5 protein-coding genes are annotated in these 5,552 nt (G+C 75.8%); 1 reads left to right on the forward strand and 4 read right to left on the reverse strand.

What is annotated here, in order from left to right; genetic code table 11:
* The first annotated feature begins 76 nt into the window (after positions 1–76).
* Positions 77–796, forward strand: coding sequence for a Mut7-C RNAse domain-containing protein (locus WDV85_RS14505; RefSeq protein ID WP_339571298.1), 720 nt, complete (start codon positions 77–79; stop codon positions 794–796).
* Here WDV85_RS14505 and WDV85_RS14510 read toward each other — a convergent pair.
* The 4 genes from WDV85_RS14510 to WDV85_RS14525 are packed head-to-tail and all read right to left on the reverse strand — an operon-like array spanning position 793 to position 5,414.
* Positions 793–1,221, reverse strand: a complete 429-nt coding sequence (locus tag WDV85_RS14510; protein ID WP_339571299.1) for a cytidine deaminase — start codon at positions 1,219–1,221, stop codon at positions 793–795. The genes WDV85_RS14505 and WDV85_RS14510 overlap by 4 nt on opposite strands.
* Positions 1,218–2,513 carry an ABC transporter permease gene (locus WDV85_RS14515; RefSeq protein WP_339571300.1) on the reverse strand — a complete coding sequence of 432 codons (1,296 nt, stop codon included), beginning with the start codon at positions 2,511–2,513 and terminating at the stop codon, positions 1,218–1,220. The genes WDV85_RS14510 and WDV85_RS14515 overlap by 4 nt, the downstream gene beginning before the upstream one ends.
* Positions 2,510–3,748: an ABC transporter permease gene (locus WDV85_RS14520; protein ID WP_339571301.1), complete on the reverse strand. Its 1,239-nt coding sequence runs from the start codon at positions 3,746–3,748 to the stop codon at positions 2,510–2,512. Before WDV85_RS14520 ends, WDV85_RS14515 begins: the two co-directional genes overlap by 4 nt.
* 34 nt (positions 3,749–3,782) lie before the next feature.
* Positions 3,783–5,414 carry an ABC transporter ATP-binding protein gene (locus tag WDV85_RS14525; RefSeq protein ID WP_339571302.1) on the reverse strand — a complete coding sequence of 544 codons (1,632 nt, stop codon included), beginning with the start codon at positions 5,412–5,414 and terminating at the stop codon, positions 3,783–3,785.
* Between the last annotated feature and the right edge of the window lie 138 nt (positions 5,415–5,552).

The following is a 5,552-nucleotide window of genomic DNA, read 5'->3' on the forward strand; positions in this document are numbered from 1 at the left end:
TCGCCGCTCGTGACCGTGCACGGTCACGAGCGGCGAACAGGTCGCTCCCACCACGCGGACGCCGCAGGCTGACGGGGTGCCCGGAACGGTCGTCGTCCTCCCGGACCCGTCACTGCGCTGGCTGCTGCCGCCGCGCGACCGGGAGGCCGGCCGCCGCCTGCGCCACGACCCCGACGCCACGGCGCGGCACGTCGTCGAGGCCGCCGGCGTCCCCCGCACCGAGGTCGGCGCGCTGCGCCGGCGCGGCGCCCCGCTCGACCCGGCGGCCCGGCTCGAGGGCGGCGACGTCGTCGAGGTCGTCCCTCCCCCGCGCCCGCAGGCGCTGCCCGCCGGGGGCCTGCTGCTCGACGTCCACCTCGGGACCCTCGCCCGTCGGCTGCGCCTGCTGGGCCTCGACGCCGCCGACGACCCGGCCCTCGACGACGCCGGGCTCGTCGCTCGGGCGGCTGCCGAGGACCGCCTGCTGCTCACGCGCGACCGGGGCCTCCTGCGCCGTCGCGCCCTGCCCGCCGGCGCCCTCGTGCGCGGCGACGACCCCGACGACCAGCTCGCCGACGTCCTCGACCGCTTCCGTCCGGCGCTCGCCCCGATGACGCGGTGCACGCGCTGCGGCGGCCGCCTCGAGCCCGTCGCGAAGGCCGACGTCACCGACCGCCTGCCCGCGGGCACGCGCCGCAGCTACGACGCCTTCACGCGCTGCACCCGGTGCGGGCACGTCTTCTGGCGGGGCGCGCACGCCGAGCGCCTCGACGCGCTCCTGGCCCGGGCGGCACCGTCCGCGCCGAGGAGCGGCTAGCGCGTCTCCAGGTCGCTCGGTCCGAAGGCCTGCGGCAGCACGTCGCTCATGGGCAGCACGCCCTCGGGCGTCGCGAGCAGGCAGTCGGGGCCGCCGTTCTCCCACAGCAGCTGCCGGCACCGCCCGCACGGCATGAGCGCCGTCCCCGACCGGTCGACGCACGCGACCGCGACGAGCCGCCCGCCGCCGGTGGCGTGCAGGGAGCTGACCATCCCGCACTCGGCGCACAGCGTGACGCCGTAGCCGGCGTTCTCCACGTTGCACCCGACGACGACGCGCCCGTCGTCGACGAGCCCGGCGACCCCCACGGGGAACCCCGAGTAGGGCGCGTACGCCCGCCCCATGACGTCGGTGGCCGCGGCACGCAGGGCGTCCCAGTCGACCGCCGGGCCGGTCTCGGCCGAGGCGCCCACGTCGTCGCTCACTTCTCGTAGGGGACGCCGGCCGCGGCCGGTCCCCGCACGCGGCCGACGAGCCCGGCGACGGCGAAGATCGTCGCGAGGTAGGGCGCCATGAGCAGGAACTGGCTGGGGATCGGCGTGCCGATGACCGACAGCACGTTCTGCAGGTTCGAGGCGAAGCCGAAGAGCAGGGCCGCCCCGAGCGCGCCCAGCGGGCTCCAGCGACCGAAGATCATGGCGGCCAGGGCGATGTAGCCGCTGCCCGCCGTCATCTCGCGGTTGAAGGCCAGGCCCGCCGCGGACGCGCCGAGGGTGAACGACGCCCCGCCGAGGCCGGCGATGGCCCCGCCGAGGACGACGGCGCGGAACCGGGTGCGCGCCACGGGGATGCCCACCGTGTCGGCCGCCTTGGGGTGCTCGCCGACCGCCCGCAGCCGCAGGCCCCAGCGGCTGCGGAAGAGCATGACGTTGAGCACCGCGACGACGACGTACATGAGGTAGACGAGGAGGTTCTGCGCGAAGAGCACCGGCCCGACGACGGGGATGGCCGAGAGCACGGGGATCGGCAGCTGCGGCAGCCCCGTCGGCGAGTTCCACCCCGCGTTGTCGCTGAGCACCGTCGAGTACAGGAAGCTCGTCAGCCCGATGGCGAAGACGTTGAGGACGACGCCGACGATGATCTGGTTGACGAGGTAGCGCACGGTGAAGACCGCGAGCAGCAGCCCGATGAGCATGCCGCCGACGGGCGCCGCGACGAGCCCGAGGTAGGCCGTGCCCGTGAGCGACGCCACGACCGCGCCGAGGAAGGCGCCGAGCAGCAGCTGCCCCTCGATGGCGATGTTGACGACGCCCGAGCGCTCGCTGACGACGCCGGCCATGGCGCCGAAGACGAGCGGCGCCCCGAGCAGGAGCGTCCCGCCCAGCAGGCTCACGACGGAGACCCGCGAGCCGGTGACGACCCACACGAGGAAGGCGAGCACGAGCAGCACGCCGAAGACGGGCACCACCCAGCCGGGCGTGCGGCGCCCGGCCGCCGTGCGCACGACGGCGAGCCCCGTGAGCGCGGCGCAGCCGACGAGCAGGACGGCGGAGGCCCACCGGCTGGGCAGCACGAGGTCGGGCAGCGAGACGACGTCGCGGCTGCTCGCGAGGGAGAGCGTGCTCGTGCCCCCGCTCGCGAGGAGGACGAAGACGAGCAGCCCGACGGCCGTGAGGACGGCCATGACGACGGACGCGCGCCGCGACGGGCGCGCCTCGTCGGTCCCGTCGGCGGACGCCGCCGTGGGGGCGGTGCTGGTGGCGGACGGCAGGCTCATGCCCGGGCTCCCCTCGCCTGCGGGTCGCGCAGTCGGAAGATCGCGCGCACGAGCGGCGGCGCGGCGATGAACAGAACGATGAGGGACTGGACGACGAGGACGATGTCGATCGGCGTCCCGGTGCGCGCCTGCATCGACACCCCGCCGGCCTGCAGCGCGCCGAACAGGAGGCCGGCCAGCACGACCCCGCCCGGCCGCGAGCGGCCGAGCAGCGCCACGGTGATGGCGTCGAAGCCGAAGGACCCGGCGATGCCGGCCGTCAGCGAGTCCTCCGTGCCGAGCAGGTGGACGGCGCCCGCGAGCCCGGCCAGACCGCCGGACAGGAGCATCACCGTGACGTAGGAGCGCGGCACGGAGATGCCCGCGGTGCGGGCGGCCGCGGGGTTGGCCCCGACGGCGCGCAGGCCGAAGCCGACGGTGCTGCGCTCGAGGAGCCACCACACGCCCGCGGCCGCGAGGAGCACCAGCAGCAGCCCCGCGTGGAGGCGGAAGCCGGACCCGAGGAGCTGCGGCAGCTGCGCCGACGCCTCGACCGGCGGGCTGATGGGGTTGGCCTGCCCCTCGCGCTGGAAGGCGCCGAGGGTGAGGAGGAACTCCACGAGCCGCAGCGCGACGTAGTTGAGCATGATCGTGACGATGACCTCGTGGGCGCCCGTCCGGGCCTTGAGGCCACCGGCGATCCCGCCCCACAGCGCGCCGCCCACCACGCCCCCGACCAGCGCCAGCAGCAGGTGCAGGCCCACGGGCAGGTCGAGCGCGAAGCCGATCCAGCCGGCGAGGACGGCGCCGAGGATGATCTGGCCCTGCGCGCCGATGTTGAACAGGCCCGCGCGGAAGCCCAGCGCCACGCCGAGGCCCGCGGCGATGAGCGGCGTCGCCACCGTGAGGGTCTCGGTGAGGGGCCGCACGACGCGGGTCGCCGACCCGGCCGTCCAGTCGAGGAAGGCGCCCTGCAGCAGCGCCGTGTAGGCGCCGCCGACCGCGCTGCCCACCGCGGCGAAGAAGTCGCTGGGGCGCGCCGTCAGGTAGGTGGCCGTCTCCTGCACGCGCGGGTCGGCGGCCGCGATGAGCACGGCGCCCACGACGAGGGCGAGCACGACGGCGAGCAGCGAGAGCAGCCCGGAGCCGTCGCGGACGGCGGCGAGCGCCGCGCCGAAGCGTCCGGGCTCGCGCCCGGGGGGCGGCGACTGCTGGTCGGGGTCCTCGGCGTGGGCCTCGGCCTGCTGGGCGCTCACCGGTGCGCCTGCCGGCGCCGGCCTGCGGGGGCGGTCACGGGGTCTCCTCCACGGTCTCCTGCGCGGGCGCCGGACGCGGCTCCGCGGTGGCGCCCGCGCCGGCTCGGGGCTGCCGGGCGTCGGGGTGGTCGGTGCGGGTGGGGTGGTCCCCCGCCTGGCGGCGCGCCTCGTCCTCGGGGACGCCGGCCATCATGAGGCCGAGCACGTCGCGGTCGGTGTCGCCGTCGACGACGCCGACGACGCGGCCGCGGTACATCACCGCGATGCGGTCGGCGAGCTCCACGACCTCGTCGAGCTCGGTCGAGACGATGAGCACCGGCGTGCCGGCGTCGCGCTCGGCCACGATCCGCCGGTGCACGAACTCGATCGAGCCGACGTCGAGCCCGCGCGTCGGCTGGGAGGCGATGAAGAGCTCGAGGGAGCGGGAGAGCTCACGGGCGAGCACGACCTTCTGCTGGTTGCCGCCGGACAGGGTGCCGACGGGGGCGTCGACGCCGGTCGTGCGGACGTCGAACTCCTCGACCCGGCGGTGGGCGTTGGCGCGGATGGCGTCCCGGCGCAGGCTCAGGCCGCGCCGGTACTCCGGCGACCGGAGGAGGTCGAGGACGAGGTTCTCCGCGACCGACAGCGACGCGACGACGCCGTCCGTCGAGCGGTCCTCGGGGACGAAGCCGACGCCGGCGTCGAGCACCTCGCGGGTGCTGAGGCCGAGCAGCTCCCGGCCCCCGAGCCGTACGGAGCCGGACTCGGCGGGCACGAGCCCCACGACGGCCTCGGCGAGCTCGCTCTGGCCGTTGCCGTCGACGCCGGCGACCGCGAGGACCTCGCCGCGGGCGATGGACAGCGAGACGCCGTCGACGGCGCGGGCGCCGCGCGGGTCGCGCACCACGAGACCCTCCACGACGAGGTGCTCCTTCCCCCGCTGCGGCGCCTCCTTGCCGACGCCGAGGCTCACGGACCGGCCGACCATGAGGGACGCGAGCTCGTTCTCGGAGGCGTCCGGTGTCGCGGTGCCGACCACCTTCCCGCGGCGGATGACCGTGATCCGGTCCGCGACGGCGCGGACCTCGCGGAGCTTGTGGGTGATGAAGACGACCGAGGTCCCGCCCGCCTTGAGCTGGCGCATGATGTCGATGAGCTCGTCGGTCTCCTGCGGCGTGAGTACCGCGGTGGGCTCGTCGAGGATGAGGACCTTCGCGTCGCCGACGAGCGCCTTGATGATCTCGACGCGCTGCTGCACGCCGACGGGGAGGTCCTCGATCCGCGCGTCGGGGTCGACGCCGAAGCCGTAGCGGTCGGAGACCTCGCGCACCTGGGCGCGCGCGGCGTCGAGGTCGAGCAGCGGGCCCCGCGTGCGCTCGTGGCCCAGCACGACGGACTCGGCGACGGTGAAGACGGGCACGAGCATGAAGTGCTGGTGGACCATGCCGATGCCGGAGGCCATGGCCTCGCCGGGTCCGCCGAAGGTGACGGCCCGGTCGTCGAGGAGGAGCTCGCCCTCGTCGGGGGTGTACAGGCCGTACAGCACGTTCATCAGCGTGCTCTTGCCGGCGCCGTTCTCCCCCAGGAGGCAGTGGATCTCCCCCGGCTCCACCACCAGGTCGATGGCGTCGTTGGCCACGAGCGGCCCGAACCGCTTCGTGATGCCGCGGAGCTCGAGCCTCACGTCGTCCTCCTGCTCGCCCTGGGGGCTCTCACGCCCCTCGTCGGGCGCCCCTCGTCGGGCGCGCCGTGGGTGGTGCCGGTCTCGCGGGCGCTCCCCGTGGTCGGGGCGCGCAGCGGGGGGGGGGGGGGGGGGGGGGGG

The sequence above is a fragment of the Pseudokineococcus sp. 5B2Z-1 genome (assembly GCF_037482305.1).
In the GTDB taxonomy this organism is placed as follows: domain Bacteria; phylum Actinomycetota; class Actinomycetes; order Actinomycetales; family Quadrisphaeraceae; genus Pseudokineococcus.

Coding starts and splice junctions, on each gene's coding strand:
- WDV85_RS14515 (WP_339571300.1), bottom strand. CDS start 2,513: ATGAGCCTGCCGTCCGCCACCAGCACCGCCCCCACGGCGGCGTCCGCC.